Origin of the sequence: Rhizobium sp. FKY42 (assembly GCF_005222835.1) — a bacterium.
Lineage (GTDB): Bacteria > Pseudomonadota > Alphaproteobacteria > Rhizobiales > Rhizobiaceae > Neorhizobium.
This window is the reverse complement of record NZ_STGA01000006.1, coordinates 132,528-146,613: the sequence shown is the minus strand read 5'-3', so window position 1 is coordinate 146,613 and position 14,086 is coordinate 132,528. Positions and strand designations below refer to the sequence as shown.

The window sequence follows — 14,086 nt, the reverse complement described above, 5'->3', positions numbered from 1 at the left end:
CGACGTCTGAGCTTTATGACCCGCCCGCTTCGCATTCTCGGTATCGAAACAAGCTGCGATGAAACCGCCGCATCCGTGGTTCTTCGCCATGAGGACGGACGGGGCGAGATTGTGTCAGATGTCGTTTTGTCGCAGCTGGAAGAGCACAGCGCGTTTGGTGGTGTCGTGCCAGAAATCGCTGCCCGCGCCCATGTCGAAGCTCTTGATGGCCTGATCGAGGAAGCTCTCGCCCGCGCGGATATCAAACTGGCAGATGTGGATGCAGTTGCAGCGACCGCCGGTCCGGGCCTCATCGGCGGGCTTCTGGTTGGGCTGATGACGGCTAAGGCCATTGCCATGTCCGCCAACAAGCCGCTCTATGCGGTCAACCATCTGGAAGGTCATGCGTTGACGGCACGTTTGACCGATGGTCTCAATTTTCCCTATCTGATGCTGCTCGTCTCCGGTGGTCACACCCAGCTGGTGCTGGTGAAGGGTGTTGGCGACTACGAGCGCTGGGGTACGACGATCGATGACGCGCTGGGCGAAGCCTTCGACAAGACGGCCAAGCTTCTCGGTCTTCCCTATCCCGGCGGTCCCGCGGTTGAAAAGGTAGCGCGCAACGGCGACGCCACGCGTTTCGACTTTCCGCGTCCGCTGGTCGGTGAGGCGCGCCTCGATTTTTCCTTTTCAGGATTGAAGACAGCCGTTCGTCAGGCTGCCACCGCAATCCAGCCGCTGACCGAGCAGGATATTGCCGATATCTGCGCCTCCTTCCAGCGCGCTATTTCCCGCACCTTGAAGGACCGTATCGGGCGGGGGCTCGCCCGGTTTCGCGAACGCTATCCGCAGCTCGGCCAGCCGGCACTGGTGGTGGCCGGTGGTGTTGCTGCCAATCAGGTCATTCGCTCGACCTTGCAGGATCTTTGCAACGAGCACCGCTTCACCTTCATCGCCCCGCCATTGAACCTTTGTACCGATAACGCCGCCATGATTGCCTGGGCGGGGTTGGAACGTATGGCGGCGGGCCTGCCCGCCGATCCGATTTCTGTTGCTCCGCGCTCGCGCTGGCCACTCGACAATGAAGCGGCCGCCCTGATCGGGTCCGGCAAGCGGGGAGCAAAGGCATGAGCGAACGGGAAAAAATCGTCGTCATCGGGGCAGGAAGCTTCGGGACGGCTCTGGCAACGGTGGTGTCGCTTGAGGGACGCGTGCCGGTCACCCTGATCGGGCGAGATCCCTCCCTGATGGCCGATTTGCGCAATGACAGGGTGCATGACGCTGCCCTTCCGGGTGTGCCTTTGCCGGACAATCTGTCTTTCTCGGCTGAACCGGACGCTCTGGAAGAGGCCAGTATGGTGCTGTTTGCCATGCCGTCCCAAGCCCATGCTGATGCAGCGCGACATTATGGCCCCTATATCCGGGGTGAAACCGTGATCGTGTCCTGTGCCAAGGGCATCGAGCGTTCTTCCGGGCGTTTGCTGACGGAAGTGCTCGGCCATGAACTTCCGCATCATTCTGCTGCTGTTCTTTCGGGTCCGGGCTTCGCGGCGGATATTGCCCGTGGTCTGCCGACTGCTATGGCCGTGGCCGCTGCCGATCTTTCGCTTGCGGAGCGACTGGCGCGGGTGATCTCCGGCCGCACCTTCCGTCTTTATGCGTCAGCCGATCCGATTGGTGTTCAACTGGGCGGAGCGCTCAAGAATGTGCTGGCGATTGCCTGCGGCATTGCAGAGGGAGCGGGGCTGGGCGAATCAGCCCGTGCCGCGCTCATCTCGCGCGGGCTTGCGGAAATGTCCCGACTGGCTGAGGCGCTTGGCGGTCGGGGAGATACGATCCGCGGCCTTTCCGGTCTGGGCGATCTTGTGCTGACCGGAACGAGTCATCAATCAAGAAACCTGCGCTTCGGCATTTCGCTGGGGCAGGGGCATCCTGCGGATATGTCTGGCGGTGCGCTGGTGGAAGGCGCGTTTACGGCGGCGATTGCTTCGGATCTAGCCGTGCGTCACCATGTGGAGCTTCCGATTACCGATGCGGTTGCAGCCATCATAGAAGGCAGGCTGGATGTGACCACCGCCCTCGAACGGTTGATGAGCCGCCCCATCACAACTGAATGATTTTGCGACAGGAGACGTTTCACCATGGCGCTTTTCGCCTTTCTCTGCACGGATAAGCCCGGCCATCTGAATGTGCGCATGGAGACGCGTCCTGCACATCTCGACCATCTCAACGCGCTCAACGAGAAGGGTATTTTGAAGATTGCCGGTCCGTTTCTCGATGCAGATGGCAAGCCAAATGGCAGCCTGATCATTGTCGAGACCGATACGATCGAGGAAGCGCAGGCGCTGGCAGAGGCCGACCCCTATGCCAAGGCAGGACTTTTCGCTTCTGTTGAGGTGAAGCCCTACAACTGGGTCTTCAACAAGCCGGGAGCGTAAGCGGCATGGCTTACTGGTTATACAAGTCCGAACCGTTCAAGTGGTCCTGGGAGATGCAGAAGGCCAAGGGCGCAGAAGGCGAAGAATGGACCGGCGTTCGCAACTATCTGGCGCGCAACAATATGCGGGCCATGAAGATTGGTGACAAAGGCTTCTTCTATCACTCGAATGAAGGGCTGGAAGTTGTCGGCATTACCGAAGTGTGTGCTCTTTCTCATCCGGATTCGACCGCCGAAGGCGATCTGCGTTGGGACTGTGTGGATATCCGCGCCGTCTGCGACATGCCGAAGCCCGTCTCGCTCAAGGATATCAAGGCAAACCCGAAGCTTGCCAAGATGTCTCTCGTCACGTCCATGCGGCTCTCCGTGCAGCCTGTGACGGAAGAAGAATGGTTCGAGGTTTGCCGGATGGGCGGACTGGATAATCCGCCGCTTTCCCCTTATGAATAGGTGACGCCTGAAGACTGATCCGGTTGAATTCATCCTTGCCAATACCAACCTGACGGCGCCCCCGCATGTGCCGGAGATACAGCTGCATCTTGCCGATGAAGCTCATGATCTATGGATAAAAACCGAGGACGAGCTGCAGCAGATTGGTCTGCAGCCGCCGTTCTGGGCATTTGCCTGGGCGGGAGGGCAGGGGCTTGCGCGGCATGTGCTCAATCATCCGGACTGTGTGTCGGGCAAGTCTGTTCTCGATTTTGCGTCGGGTTCGGGACTCGTCGGAATAGCGGCTACCCTGGCTGGAGCAAGATCCGTACTCGCTGTCGATATCGATCCCTGGGCGAGAAGTGCGATCAAGCTGAACGCCGAGGCCAATGGCGTTGCAGTTGATTTTTCCGCTGAAGATCTGGTGGGACTCTCGATCGATCAGGAGGTCGTGCTTGCGGGAGACGTTTTCTATGATCGCGAATTTGCTGCACGCATAACTGTCTGGTTCGACCAGTTGCTGGCGCAGGGAAAGGATATCATCGTCGGCGATCCAGGTCGCTATTATCTCCCGAAACGGCGGTTGGAAGCTCTAGGCACCTATGAGGTGCCGGTTACGCGTGCGCTGGAAGACAGCGAGATCAAGCGGACGACGGTCTGGCGATTTCTGCTTTCCGAATGATCACGGCGAGCCGCGCACCACGCAGACACCATGTTCCATGGCGCAGGCCGATTTCCCATTTGTCTTGCCTGTCGGGGAAACGGTGATGATCTTGGCGCCGGGACCAACAGTGGCGGCGCTCCCATTCCCGATGCCATCTGCAAAGAAGTAGATGCCGTTTCCGCGGAAGCGAACGGCGCTCAAACCGCCTGCGAAGGTGCCGATGCCTCGGACATAGGAGGGCAGACCGTTGCCGGCGACGACGTCACGCCGCTGATGGCCGGATTGATAATGATAGGTTTTCTGACTGCTGAAGCGATATTCGTTTCGCGGTAAACGATGGTTCTTCCAGCTTCCGTGACGATCAGACGAACCAGACTGTTTCGCGATAGAGTTGGGTGAAGATCCCCAGACCGTGTCTGCCCCCGCACTCGCCAGCGGCGCTGTCAGGCAGATTGCGACAATAAGCGCATGCTTCATCAGTCTAGCCATCATGGCTTTTCCTCTCGAATTTAAGAGTAAGTTAACCATAGTATTGGCAGAAAGTTGCATTGATCAACCCGTCATCTCGTTTGATCGTAGAACGAGTCGATAGGAAGCATGATGCTTGCGACAGAATGTGCTGTCTCCACAATCGATTAAATTCAAAAACCTTCTAAAACCGGCTTGTGATATGCCAATTCGATGGGTAAATCAGCCGATGATGCATTGCACATACTCTATGGTGAGTATGCTGCGCCGGGACCGTGCCCGTTACAATCACGCTTCGAACGCCGCGAGGATTATGATGGCGAATGTAACAAACAAGCGGCCCTTGTCGCCGCACCTTCAGGTCTATCGTTTTATTCCCACCATGGCCATGTCCATCGTTCACCGTATTACCGGTGGCGCTTTGTATTTCGGCACGGTTCTGGTGGCTGCCTGGCTCGTTGCTGCCGCCTCCGGTGAGCACGCCTTCAATCAGGTGAACTGGTTCTTCGGTTCTTTCGTAGGACAGGTTATTCTGTTCGGTTACACCTGGGCCATGCTGCATCATCTTCTGGGTGGCCTTCGCCACATCATGTGGGATCTGGGCTATGGCTTCGAGAAGGAATTCTCGACCAAGCTCGCCAAGGCCAATCTGGTTGCTTCGATCGCGCTTACGGTCCTCGTGTGGATCGTTGTCCTGATTGTACGGTAAGGAAAAACCTTATGGATATGCGTACTCCCCTCGGTAAGGTTCGCGGGCTGGGTTCAGCCAAGAGCGGCACGGAACATTTCTGGAAGGTGCGGACGACGTCGATCGCGCTGGTTCCGCTTCTGCTGTTTTACGTCGGCTTCCTGATTGCCTATGCTGGAAAGCCCTATGCAGATGTCGTATCTGCTCTTTCCAATCCGTTCATCGCGACGATCAATGCGCTGACGATCATTGCTTCGATCGTACACATGAAACTCGGCATGGAAGAAATCATTCAGGATTACATCCACACCGAGGCGACGAAGTTTGCGCTTCTGATCCTCAATTCCTTCTTTTCGCTTCTGGCCGGCGGTCTCTGTCTTTTCGCTGCCCTGAAGATCGCATTCGCAGGATAACATCCCATGGCTTCGATCACTCCTATTGCGCAAAACGGCAAGGCCTACACTTACGTCGATCACTCCTATGACGTGATCGTCGTGGGTGCTGGCGGTGCTGGCCTGCGCGCGACGCTTGGCATGGCCGAGCAGGGCTTCAAGACGGCCTGTATTACAAAGGTGTTCCCGACGCGTTCCCACACGGTTGCGGCGCAGGGCGGTATTGCGGCGTCACTGCAGAACATGACACCGGACAGCTGGCAGTGGCACCTTTACGATACGGTCAAGGGTTCCGACTGGCTGGGCGACGTCGATGCCATGCAGTATATGGTCATGGAAGCGCCGAAGGCGGTCTATGAGCTGGAGCACTACGGCGTGCCGTTCTCGCGTAACGAGGAAGGCAAAATCTATCAGCGTCCGTTCGGCGGTCACATGCAGAACTTTGGCGCAGGTCCTCCGGTTCAGCGCACCTGCGCTGCGGCAGACCGTACGGGTCACGCCATCCTGCACACGCTCTACGGCCAGTCGCTCAAGCACAACGCGGAATTCTTCATCGAATATTTCGCGCTTGATCTGATCATGTCCGACGATGGCCGTTGCACAGGGGTCGTCGCCTGGAACCTCGATGACGGCACGATCCACCGCTTTGCGGCGAAGATGGTCGTACTGGCGACGGGTGGTTATGGCCGTGCCTATTTCTCCGCAACCTCTGCCCATACCTGCACGGGCGATGGCGGCGGCATGGTGGCACGCGCCGGCTTCCCGCTTCAGGACATGGAATTCGTTCAGTTCCACCCGACCGGCATCTATGGTTCGGGCTGCCTGATTACGGAGGGTGCGCGCGGCGAGGGCGGTTATCTCGTCAACTCCGAAGGCGAGCGCTTCATGGAGCGCTATGCGCCATCGGCGAAGGATCTGGCATCGCGTGACGTCGTGTCCCGCTGCATGACCCTGGAAATTCGCGAAGGCCGTGGCGTTGGCAAGAACAAGGACCACATCTTCCTGCATCTCGACCATCTGGATCCTGCCGTTCTGCACGAACGTCTGCCGGGTATCTCCGAAAGCGCGAAGATCTTCGCCGGTGTTGACGTGACGCGTGAGCCAATCCCGGTTCTGCCGACGGTTCACTACAACATGGGTGGCATTCCGACCAACTACTGGGGCGAAGTGCTGAATGCGGATTCCAATAATCCGGACCGCATTCTGCCGGGTCTGATGGCTGTGGGCGAAGCGGGCTGTGCGTCGGTTCACGGCGCAAACCGCCTTGGCTCCAATTCACTGATCGATCTCGTGGTCTTCGGGCGAGCGGCGGCCATACGTGCGGCGCAGGTCGTCAATCGTGATGAGCCGATCCCGGCGCTCAACGTTGCAGCCTGCGACAGGATCATGGACCGCTTCGACGGCCTGCGTCATGCCTCCGGCGCCACTCCGACGGCTGTGCTGCGTGACAAGATGCAGCGCGCCATGCAGGAAGATGCAGCCGTGTTCCGTACACAGGAGTCGCTGGAAAGCGGTTGCAAGCGCCTTTCGTCAATCTGGGGCGAGATGAAGGATCTGAAGGTCACCGACCGTTCGATGATCTGGAATTCCGATCTGGTGGAAACACTGGAACTGCAGAATCTGATGGCCAATGCCATAACCACGGTTTTCGGCGCGGAAGCCCGCAAGGAAAGCCGTGGCGCGCATGCCCGCGAGGACTACAAGGATGGTCCTATGGGTGGTCGCGATGACGAGAACTGGCGCAAACACACGCTCGCCTGGGTTAGCGACAATGGTGACGTGAAGCTGGATTACCGTCCGGTACACACGGAACTGATCGCAGATGGTATCGAAGATGCCAAGATTGCGCCAAAGGCGCGAGTGTACTGATCGATGAGCACGGTGGTCTCCTTTCCCGGAACAGTGAATAGCGCTTCTGGTGGGAGGCCACTCGGCCTGTTCGCAATCAATCTTGATCGCTCGCCGGATCGCTGGCAGCAAATCGAGGCTGGCTTCGGCAGCCTGCCATGGCCCTTGCAGCGGATTGCGGGGATCGATGCGCGGCTTGATCCGGCGGCGGTTCTATCGGTTCGGGGTACGCAGTTGCGGGTTCCACCTCATGCATTGGGATGGAATGCGCATCGCAATCGCCTTTTCATGCTGACGGAGGAGGCCTGCCTTGCGGGCCATATTCTGGCATGGCGGGAGTTCCTGGCATCGGATTTCGATCATGCCATCATTCTCGAAGACGATGCCGTACCGCAGCAGGGGTTCGAGGCGGCCATCGAGGCGTTGCTTCGGCAGGGTTTTGACGGGGATATCGTGAAGCTCGAGGGGATTTACCGTCCTGGCGGTCGTAAGGCCTTCAGGCTTGCTGAGGCGGGCGATCGTCAGCTGGTTCGTTCGCTTCGACCCTGTTCGGGTGCTGCGGCTTATCTGCTGACCCGCAAGGCGGCGACCCGCCTGCTCCAGCGGATTGGTACAAAGCTCATCCCCACGGACGATTTCCTCTGGGCACCGTCCTATCACGGGTTGAAGCTCGCAGATCTCGCGCCTTGGGTCGTGATGCAGTCCGGTGCTGCCAGCGTCATAGCAACCGATCGGGCAGCGAAAAAGGCGGATCGCGTGCCGCCACCGGGACGAAAGATCTGGATGGCGGTGCGCCGCGGTCTGGAGAGACTTCTCCTTCTCTGGGCGGCCACCGAGGGCAAGCCTTGGAAGATGGCAAATGCAGCATTGGCGCAATGGGCGCCGGATGATTATACTAAGATAAACAGTCAGGCGGTTACCGCCGAGGATCGAAGGTCCAAAAATGGTTGAACTCGCTCTTCCGAAGAACTCCCAGATGACCGAGGGCAAGGTCTGGCCGAAGCCGACCGGTGCCACCAATGTCCGGGAATTCCGTATCTATCGCTGGAACCCTGATGACGGCCAGAACCCGCGCATCGATACCTATTTTGTCGATATCGACGACTGTGGTCCGATGGTTCTGGACGCCCTGCTCTACATCAAGAACAAGGTTGACCCGACGCTGACTTTGCGCCGTTCGTGCCGCGAAGGCATTTGCGGCTCCTGCGCCATGAACATTGATGGCTCCAACACGCTCGCCTGCACCAAGGGCATGGATGACATCAACGGCACGGTAAAGATCTATCCGCTGCCGCATATGCCGGTGGTGAAGGATCTGGTCCCGGATCTGACGAATTTCTACGCACAGCACCGTTCAATCGAGCCCTGGCTGAAGACCGTATCTCCCACGCCTGCCAAGGAGTGGAAGCAGAGCCATGAGGATCGCCAGAAGCTGGACGGTCTCTATGAGTGCATTCTCTGCGCCTGCTGCTCTACCTCCTGTCCGTCCTACTGGTGGAATGGCGACCGTTACCTCGGTCCAGCCGTTCTCTTGCAGGCTTACCGCTGGCTGATTGACAGCCGCGACGAAGCAAAGGGCGAGCGTCTGGATAACCTGGAAGATCCCTTCCGTCTCTATCGCTGCCACACCATCATGAACTGTGCCCAGACCTGTCCGAAGGGTCTGAACCCTGCCAAGGCTATTGCCGAAATCAAGAAGATGATGGTCGAGCGCCGTATCTAGTCTGATCCTCGACGGTTGACCTCGCCCTGAAATGTACCATTTGGGCGAGGTAACAACGGGCATGATCAGGTCATTCATGCGCAATGACTTGATTTGAGACAATCATCAGCGATAATCGGTGTGCACCGCACAGGTGGCGGTTGAGCGAAGCGGAGATTCGGGAGCTTTATGATGCAGTTCAGATATGTGGTGACCGGCGTTTTGGTCGCAGTGTCCTTGGCCGGCTGCCAGAGAACCTCTTCAAGCCCCTATAGCAACCTGCCCGGTCCTGCACCCTTGCAGGCCCAGCCGGTTCCATCTGTTCAGGCAAACCAACTGCCGCCTCCGGGTGCTTCAGACCCGTCTCAATTCCCTGCCGCCCCGAATAATGGTGCAGCTGCGGGCACGGCTGTTGCCTCGCTGCCGCCGGGCGGCGGACAGGCTCCGGCGACTGCGCTTGACGTGACCAAGGAGTCTATGGTCGGCAACTGGCGCGTCAGCAGCGGCGGTACCAGCTGCGATATGTTCCTCACGCTCACCAATCTGGGCAGTGGCTCCCGTGGCGGTACCCGCGGCTGTGCCGGTGAGCTGACGACCATGGGCTCCTGGGAAGTGTCGGGCAAGAATGTCTTGTTCAAGAACCGCAATGGCGACGTGATCGGCCGTGTTTATAAGAGCGCCGATACACGTTTTGACGGCACAACGAATTCCGGCCAAGCGATCAGCCTGAGCCGCTAGGCAAATCTGAACAAACCGGACAAACGGCGCCGCTTGCCGTCTCATTGGGAATCCGACGATCTGTGTTTGTCCGATGAAGTTTGAGATTGCTGGTTTGGTCGGCGCAATGAGCAATATGCATGGCCAAACTGCCTGATTACAACAATAGCGTGACTGATGAACTGGCGAGCTTGACTGCCGCCGGTTCCCTCCAGATGGACAAGGCTCAGCTCGCTGTTGCCGGACATCTGGACCGGGTGCTTTCGCAGCTGCGCAGTCGCGTCCCGGCGAAAAAGACGAGCGCACTTGGTTGGCTGTTTGCTAAGAAGAACAAGCGGGCAGAAGCGGGCATTCGTGGGCTGTATGTGCACGGCTCTGTTGGTCGTGGCAAGACCATGCTCATGGATATGTTCTTCGCCAAGGCCCCCGTCGCTGCCAAGCGGCGCAGTCATTTTCACGAGTTTATGGCGGATGTGCATGGGCGAATCCATGCGCACCGGCAGAAACTGAAGAACGGGGAAACGAAGGAAACGGATCCTGTTCCGCCGGTCGCTGCCAGTATTTTTACTGAAGCCGAGCTTCTTTGCTTCGACGAGTTTTCGGTTACCGACATTGCCGACGCGATGATCCTTGGGCGCCTGTTCACGGAGTTGTTCCGCCTTGGCTGCATTCTGGTCACCACGTCCAATGTTGCGCCTGATAATCTCTATCGCGACGGTTTGAACCGTTCGCTGTTCCTGCCGTTCCTCGATTTACTGAAACAGCATGTCGATGTGGTGACACTCGATTCTCCCACCGACTACCGGATGGAGAAGACGGCAAGCCTGCCAGTTTATCTGTCTCCGCTTGACGGACGTTCCGAGGCGGCAATGGAGGCAGCCTGGCATCAGATCACCGACGGAAAGAAGATCGAGGCGACTGAGATCCCGCGCAAGGGTCGTGTTATTCCGGTGCCTTGCGCGGTTGGCCGCGTCGCCCGTTTCAACTTTGCTGATTTATGTGAGAAACCGCTTGGCGCCGCGGACTATCTGGAGATTGCCAACCGCTTCGATATTGTTTTCGTTGAGCGGGTGCCGCGCCTCGGTCTCAATAAGCGCAATGAAACAAAACGGTTCATTAACCTCATCGATACATTCTACGACCGCTCTGTTCGGCTGTTCATCACTGCAGAAGCGCCTGCCGAGCAGTTGCTGATCGAGAAGCACGGTATCGAGGGCTTCGAGTTTGATCGCACCGTGTCGCGCCTCTACGAGATGCGGAGCCCCGAATATCTGTCACTGCATCAGGAAAAGAGAGAGGCAAATCTGACAGAATGATGACGGATATTCTTACGTTTACGTAAGAATTTATAGCTTTAACCGATTGAAAATGTTGAGCCGAAAATAATCGATTGCCAATTTGAAGTATTAGAGCTATGCGGATGCCCAGATCGGTCGACAGGTCTCATGCCGGCCGTGCCTTCGAATAGAGAGGAAGCATCTCAATGGCTCGCAAGAAGATTGCACTTATTGGTTCCGGCATGATCGGTGGCACGCTGGCACATTTGGCCAGCCTGAAGGAGTTGGGCGATATCGTCCTCTTCGACATCGCAGACGGCATTCCGCAGGGCAAAGGCCTCGACATCGCTCAGTCCGGCCCGGTGGAAGGCTTCAATGCTAAGCTTTCCGGCGCCAGTGACTATGCTGCAATTGAAGGCGCAGATGTCTGCATCGTGACTGCCGGTGTGGCCCGCAAGCCGGGCATGAGCCGCGATGACCTTCTCGGCATCAACCTGAAAGTCATGGAGCAGGTCGGCGCAGGCATCAAGAAATACGCCCCGAACGCTTTCGTGATCTGCATCACCAACCCGCTTGACGCGATGGTCTGGGCTCTCCAGAAGTTCTCCGGTCTTCCGAAGAACATGGTCGTCGGCATGGCCGGCGTTCTCGACTCTGCGCGCTTCCGCCTCTTCCTCTCTGAAGAGTTCAATGTTTCCGTTGAAGATGTGACGGCCTTCGTTCTGGGTGGTCACGGCGACACCATGGTGCCGCTTGCTCGCTACTCCACGATCGCTGGTATCCCGCTGACCGACCTCGTCAAGATGGGTTGGGTCACGGCGGAGCGTCTGGAGCAGATCATCCAGCGCACACGCGATGGCGGTGCAGAAATCGTCGGCCTGCTGAAGACTGGCTCTGCCTATTACGCACCTGCTGCATCGGCCATCGAGATGGCTGAGTCCTTCCTCAAGGACAAGAAGCGTGTTCTGCCATGCGCGGCACATCTTTCCGGCCAGTACGGCGTAAACGACATGTATGTCGGCGTTCCGACCATCATCGGTGCCGGCGGCGTTGAGCGCATCATCGAAATCGACCTGAACAAGGACGAGAAGGAAGCCTTCGAAAAGTCCGTTGGCGCTGTTGCCGGCCTCTGCGAAGCCTGCACCAACATTGCTCCTTCTCTGAAGTAATCCGTTCACGGACCAGGATTTAAGGACCAGACGATGAATATTCATGAATATCAGGCCAAGGCTCTTCTGAAGGGCTTTGGCGCGCCGGTCGCGCAAGGCGTTGCGATCCATTCCGCCGATGAGGCTGCGGCTGCTGCCAAGCAGCTTCCGGGCCCCCTCTACGTCGTGAAGAGCCAGATCCATGCTGGCGGTCGCGGCAAGGGCAAGTTCAAGGAACTGGGTCCGGATGCCAAGGGTGGCGTTCGCCTTGCTAAGTCGATCGACGAAGTCGTGGCTCACGCCAAGGACATGCTGGGCAATACGCTGGTGACGGCGCAGACCGGCGAAGCTGGCAAGCAGGTCAACCGTCTCTACATCGAAGACGGTGCGGACATTGCTCGCGAACTTTACTGCTCGCTGCTGGTCGACCGTTCGGTCGGCCGCGTTGCCTTCGTCGTTTCGACGGAAGGCGGCATGGATATCGAAGCGGTTGCTCACGATACGCCCGAGAAGATCCATACCATTGCCATCGACCCGGAAACCGGTGTAACGGCTGACGATGTGGCAAAGATTTCTGCGGCTCTCGCCCTCGACGGCGCTGCTGCTGAAGATGCGAAGTCGCTTTTCCCGGCGCTCTACAAGGCCTTCGTCGAGAAGGACATGGCTCTTCTCGAAATCAACCCGCTTATCGTCATGACCAACGGCAACCTGCGCGTTCTCGACGCCAAGGTTTCCTTCGACGGCAACGCGCTGTTCCGCCACGAAGATGTTCGTGCGCTTCGCGATGAGACCGAAGAAGACGCCAAGGAAATTGAAGCTTCGAAGTGGGATCTCGCCTACGTTGCTCTCGATGGCAACATCGGCTGCATGGTCAACGGCGCTGGCCTTGCCATGGCAACCATGGACATCATCAAGCTGTATGGCAAAGAGCCGGCAAACTTCTGCGACGTCGGCGGTGGTGCTGGCAAGGAGAAGGTTGCGGCTGCCTTCAAGATCATCACGGCTGACCCGAAGGTCGAGGGCATCCTCGTCAACATCTTCGGCGGCATCATGAAGTGCGACGTCATCGCGGAAGGCGTTATCGCCGCCGTGAAGGAAGTGGGCTTGAAGGTTCCGCTCGTCGTTCGCCTGGAAGGCACGAACGTCGAACTCGGCAAGAAGCTGCTGAACGAATCCGGCCTTGCCATCACCGCAGCTGACGACTTGGACGATGCGGCCAAGAAGATCGTCGCGGCGATCAACGGCTAATCTGAGGAACCTATTCGATGTCCATTCTTGTAAACAAGAACACCAAGGTCCTCGTTCAGGGCCTGACCGGCAAGACCGGCACCTTCCACACCGAACAGGCGCTGGCGTATTACGGAACACAGATGGTCGGCGGTATCCACCCCTCCAAGGGCGGCAGCAACTGGACCGGCTCGAAGGGCGAAACCCTGCCGATCTTCGCCTCCGTTGCCGAGGGCAAGGAAAAGACCGGTGCGGATGCGACCGTAATCTACGTTCCGCCGGCAGGTGCCGCAGACGCGATCATTGAAGCGATCGAGGCTGAAATCCCCTTCATCACCTGCATCACCGAAGGTATTCCGGTTGCGGACATGGTGCGCGTCAAGGCCAAGCTTGACAAGTCGAAGTCTCGCCTGCTCGGACCGAACTGCCCGGGCATCCTGACGCCGGAAGAGTGCAAGATCGGCATCATGCCGGGCTCCATCTTCCGCAAGGGTTCTGTCGGTATCGTTTCGCGCTCCGGCACGCTGACCTACGAAGCTGTGTTCCAGACCTCCAACGAAGGTCTTGGCCAGACGACGGCTGTCGGTATCGGCGGCGATCCGGTCAAGGGCACCGAGTTCATCGACGTGCTGGAAATGTTCCTTGCCGACGAAGCGACGACCTCGATCATCATGATCGGCGAAATCGGCGGTTCGGCTGAAGAAGATGCAGCGCAGTTCCTGATCGACGAAGCCAAGAAGGGTCGCAAGAAGCCGATGGCTGGCTTCATCGCTGGCCGTACAGCTCCGAAGGGTCGGACCATGGGCCATGCCGGTGCTGTCGTTTCCGGCGGCAAGGGTGATGCGGAATCCAAGATCTCCGCCATGGAAGCGGCTGGCATCAAGGTTTCGCCATCCCCGGCACGTCTTGGCAAGACGCTGGTTGAAGTCCTGAAGGGCTAACGCCAAATAAGTTGCGAGCATTAAGCTTTAGGCAGGCGAATCAGTGAATGGTTCGCCTGCCTCAGCCGCAAAATGGGCCTGTTCCGCAGTTATGCCCGCGGCACCAGGAATAAAAGCGATAACCGGCGCTTGAAAATCCGGTTTCAGATGACGTCAGGAGGCGGGCGTT

The 14,086-nt window shown here is 58.1% G+C and carries 16 protein-coding genes; 15 read left to right on the top strand and 1 reads right to left on the bottom strand.

Translation table 11 applies throughout. The features are described from left to right. The first annotated feature begins 15 nt into the window (after positions 1-15). Genes tsaD through E8M78_RS03890 form a run of 5 tightly spaced genes read left to right on the top strand, consistent with a single transcriptional unit; the run spans position 16 to position 3,527 of the window. On the top strand, positions 16-1,110 hold the full coding sequence (gene tsaD, locus E8M78_RS03910) for a tRNA (adenosine(37)-N6)-threonylcarbamoyltransferase complex transferase subunit TsaD (RefSeq protein WP_137133805.1): 1,095 nt from the start codon (positions 16-18) through the stop codon (positions 1,108-1,110). Continuing rightward, entirely contained in the window at positions 1,107-2,096 is a 990-nt protein-coding gene (locus tag E8M78_RS03905; RefSeq protein ID WP_137133804.1) for an NAD(P)H-dependent glycerol-3-phosphate dehydrogenase, read from the top strand. The genes tsaD and E8M78_RS03905 overlap by 4 nt, the downstream gene beginning before the upstream one ends. A gap of 24 nt (positions 2,097-2,120) precedes the next feature. Beyond that, positions 2,121-2,417 carry a YciI-like protein gene (locus E8M78_RS03900; protein ID WP_137133803.1) on the top strand — a complete coding sequence of 99 codons (297 nt, stop codon included), beginning with the start codon at positions 2,121-2,123 and terminating at the stop codon, positions 2,415-2,417. Positions 2,418-2,422: 5 nt separating this feature from the next. Next, positions 2,423-2,866 (top strand): EVE domain-containing protein, encoded by a 444-nt coding sequence (locus E8M78_RS03895; RefSeq protein WP_137133802.1) that lies wholly within the window; start codon positions 2,423-2,425, stop codon positions 2,864-2,866. Between the two features lie 7 nt (positions 2,867-2,873). Further along, entirely contained in the window at positions 2,874-3,527 is a 654-nt protein-coding gene (locus E8M78_RS03890; protein WP_137133801.1) for a methyltransferase, read from the top strand. Here the strand turns inward: E8M78_RS03890 and E8M78_RS03885 are convergent, their stop codons facing one another. Beyond that, positions 3,528-4,001, bottom strand: coding sequence for a hypothetical protein (locus tag E8M78_RS03885; protein WP_170973311.1), 474 nt, complete (start codon positions 3,999-4,001; stop codon positions 3,528-3,530). Between the two features lie 292 nt (positions 4,002-4,293). On the opposite strand from E8M78_RS03885, the gene sdhC reads away from it, so the two are divergent. The 10 genes from sdhC to sucD all read left to right on the top strand — a co-directional run bounded on the left by sdhC (position 4,294) and on the right by sucD (position 13,917). Further along, positions 4,294-4,686, top strand: a complete 393-nt coding sequence (gene sdhC, locus E8M78_RS03880) for a succinate dehydrogenase, cytochrome b556 subunit (RefSeq protein WP_137133799.1) — start codon at positions 4,294-4,296, stop codon at positions 4,684-4,686. A gap of 11 nt (positions 4,687-4,697) precedes the next feature. Beyond that, on the top strand, positions 4,698-5,078 hold the full coding sequence (sdhD, locus tag E8M78_RS03875) for a succinate dehydrogenase, hydrophobic membrane anchor protein (protein ID WP_137133798.1): 381 nt from the start codon (positions 4,698-4,700) through the stop codon (positions 5,076-5,078). Positions 5,079-5,084: 6 nt separating this feature from the next. After that, entirely contained in the window at positions 5,085-6,926 is a 1,842-nt protein-coding gene (gene sdhA / locus E8M78_RS03870) for a succinate dehydrogenase flavoprotein subunit (RefSeq protein WP_137133797.1), read from the top strand. A 3-nt stretch (positions 6,927-6,929) separates the two neighbouring features. Then, positions 6,930-7,856 carry a glycosyltransferase family 25 protein gene (locus E8M78_RS03865; protein ID WP_137133796.1) on the top strand — a complete coding sequence of 309 codons (927 nt, stop codon included), beginning with the start codon at positions 6,930-6,932 and terminating at the stop codon, positions 7,854-7,856. Further along, positions 7,849-8,628, top strand: a complete 780-nt coding sequence (locus tag E8M78_RS03860) for a succinate dehydrogenase iron-sulfur subunit (RefSeq protein WP_062556102.1) — start codon at positions 7,849-7,851, stop codon at positions 8,626-8,628. Before E8M78_RS03865 ends, E8M78_RS03860 begins: the two co-directional genes overlap by 8 nt. 171 nt (positions 8,629-8,799) lie before the next feature. Further along, on the top strand, positions 8,800-9,345 hold the full coding sequence (locus E8M78_RS03855) for a protease inhibitor Inh/omp19 family protein (RefSeq protein WP_137133795.1): 546 nt from the start codon (positions 8,800-8,802) through the stop codon (positions 9,343-9,345). Between the two features lie 119 nt (positions 9,346-9,464). Then, on the top strand, positions 9,465-10,640 hold the full coding sequence (zapE, locus tag E8M78_RS03850) for a cell division protein ZapE (RefSeq protein ID WP_137133794.1): 1,176 nt from the start codon (positions 9,465-9,467) through the stop codon (positions 10,638-10,640). Positions 10,641-10,807: 167 nt separating this feature from the next. Beyond that, positions 10,808-11,770 carry a malate dehydrogenase gene (gene mdh / locus E8M78_RS03845; protein WP_137133793.1) on the top strand — a complete coding sequence of 321 codons (963 nt, stop codon included), beginning with the start codon at positions 10,808-10,810 and terminating at the stop codon, positions 11,768-11,770. Between the two features lie 33 nt (positions 11,771-11,803). Further along, positions 11,804-12,997: an ADP-forming succinate--CoA ligase subunit beta gene (sucC, locus tag E8M78_RS03840; protein WP_062556099.1), complete on the top strand. Its 1,194-nt coding sequence runs from the start codon at positions 11,804-11,806 to the stop codon at positions 12,995-12,997. A gap of 17 nt (positions 12,998-13,014) precedes the next feature. Then, a complete protein-coding gene (gene sucD, locus E8M78_RS03835) occupies positions 13,015-13,917 on the top strand; it encodes a succinate--CoA ligase subunit alpha (RefSeq protein ID WP_137133792.1) in 903 nt (300 codons plus the stop codon). Positions 13,918-14,086 lie beyond the last annotated feature (169 nt).

Excerpts from the sequence above, each read along its gene's own strand:
- tsaD (WP_137133805.1), top strand. The coding sequence starts at position 16 with ATGACCCGCCCGCTTCGCATTCTCGGTATCGAAACAAGCTGCGATGAA.
- E8M78_RS03905 (WP_137133804.1), top strand. The coding sequence starts at position 1,107 with ATGAGCGAACGGGAAAAAATCGTCGTCATCGGGGCAGGAAGCTTCGGG.
- E8M78_RS03900 (WP_137133803.1), top strand. The coding sequence starts at position 2,121 with ATGGCGCTTTTCGCCTTTCTCTGCACGGATAAGCCCGGCCATCTGAAT.
- E8M78_RS03895 (WP_137133802.1), top strand. The coding sequence starts at position 2,423 with ATGGCTTACTGGTTATACAAGTCCGAACCGTTCAAGTGGTCCTGGGAG.
- E8M78_RS03885 (WP_170973311.1), bottom strand. The coding sequence starts at position 4,001 with ATGATGGCTAGACTGATGAAGCATGCGCTTATTGTCGCAATCTGCCTG.
- sdhC (WP_137133799.1), top strand. The coding sequence starts at position 4,294 with ATGGCGAATGTAACAAACAAGCGGCCCTTGTCGCCGCACCTTCAGGTC.
- sdhD (WP_137133798.1), top strand. The coding sequence starts at position 4,698 with ATGGATATGCGTACTCCCCTCGGTAAGGTTCGCGGGCTGGGTTCAGCC.
- sdhA (WP_137133797.1), top strand. The coding sequence starts at position 5,085 with ATGGCTTCGATCACTCCTATTGCGCAAAACGGCAAGGCCTACACTTAC.
- E8M78_RS03865 (WP_137133796.1), top strand. The coding sequence starts at position 6,930 with ATGAGCACGGTGGTCTCCTTTCCCGGAACAGTGAATAGCGCTTCTGGT.
- E8M78_RS03860 (WP_062556102.1), top strand. The coding sequence starts at position 7,849 with ATGGTTGAACTCGCTCTTCCGAAGAACTCCCAGATGACCGAGGGCAAG.
- E8M78_RS03855 (WP_137133795.1), top strand. The coding sequence starts at position 8,800 with ATGCAGTTCAGATATGTGGTGACCGGCGTTTTGGTCGCAGTGTCCTTG.
- zapE (WP_137133794.1), top strand. The coding sequence starts at position 9,465 with ATGGCCAAACTGCCTGATTACAACAATAGCGTGACTGATGAACTGGCG.
- mdh (WP_137133793.1), top strand. The coding sequence starts at position 10,808 with ATGGCTCGCAAGAAGATTGCACTTATTGGTTCCGGCATGATCGGTGGC.
- sucC (WP_062556099.1), top strand. The coding sequence starts at position 11,804 with ATGAATATTCATGAATATCAGGCCAAGGCTCTTCTGAAGGGCTTTGGC.
- sucD (WP_137133792.1), top strand. The coding sequence starts at position 13,015 with ATGTCCATTCTTGTAAACAAGAACACCAAGGTCCTCGTTCAGGGCCTG.